Source organism: Shigella sp. FC1967, from assembly GCF_001743005.1.
Taxonomy (GTDB): Bacteria; Pseudomonadota; Gammaproteobacteria; order Enterobacterales; family Enterobacteriaceae; genus Proteus.
The window spans coordinates 1-596 of record NZ_MIIZ01001154.1; the positions used below are offsets into that span (position 1 = coordinate 1).

General features: G+C 45.8%; 1 pseudogene. It reads left to right on the forward strand.

From position 1 onward, the window contains the following. Positions 1 to 25: 25 nt before the first annotated feature. Positions 26 to 357, forward strand: a pseudogene (locus tag BHE89_RS19555) (helix-turn-helix domain-containing protein); the annotation flags it as partial. Between the last annotated feature and the right edge of the window lie 239 nt (positions 358 to 596).

The window sequence follows — 596 nt, forward strand, 5'->3', positions numbered from 1 at the left end:
AACATTATATCAATGAGCGCTGATGATGTTAAGAGCAACAAAAGTACGCATCTACCCTACACCAGAACAGGCTGAATATCTCAACGCTCAGTTCGGTGCAGTTCGTTTTGCGTACAACAAAGCTCTGCACATCAAGAAAGACGCTTACCAGCGGCACGGCGTAAATTTAAACCCGCGTAAAGATCTTAAACCGCTGCTTGCCGTGGCGAAAAAATCCCGCAGATATGGGTGGCTTAAAGAATATGATTCAATTGCATTGCAGCAGGCGGTGATTAACCTTGACGTGGCTTTCTCCAACTTTTTTTAATCCGAAACTAAAAGCCCGTTTTCCCACGTTTTAAAAGTAAGCATGGCAGACAATCTAGCTATCATTGTGTCGGGATCAAAGTCATTGATGGCGCGATAAAAATCCCGAAAATCGCACCGATTGAAGCGCGTTTTACATCGTGAAATTACGGGGGCGCTGAAAAGTATCACACTGAGCCGCAGCGCAACCGGAAAATACTATGCGTCACTACTCTGTGATGACGGGGTAGAAGCACCGGCAAAGCCAACATTGATATCAAATATCACGGGGCTTGATGTGGGGCTGAGTC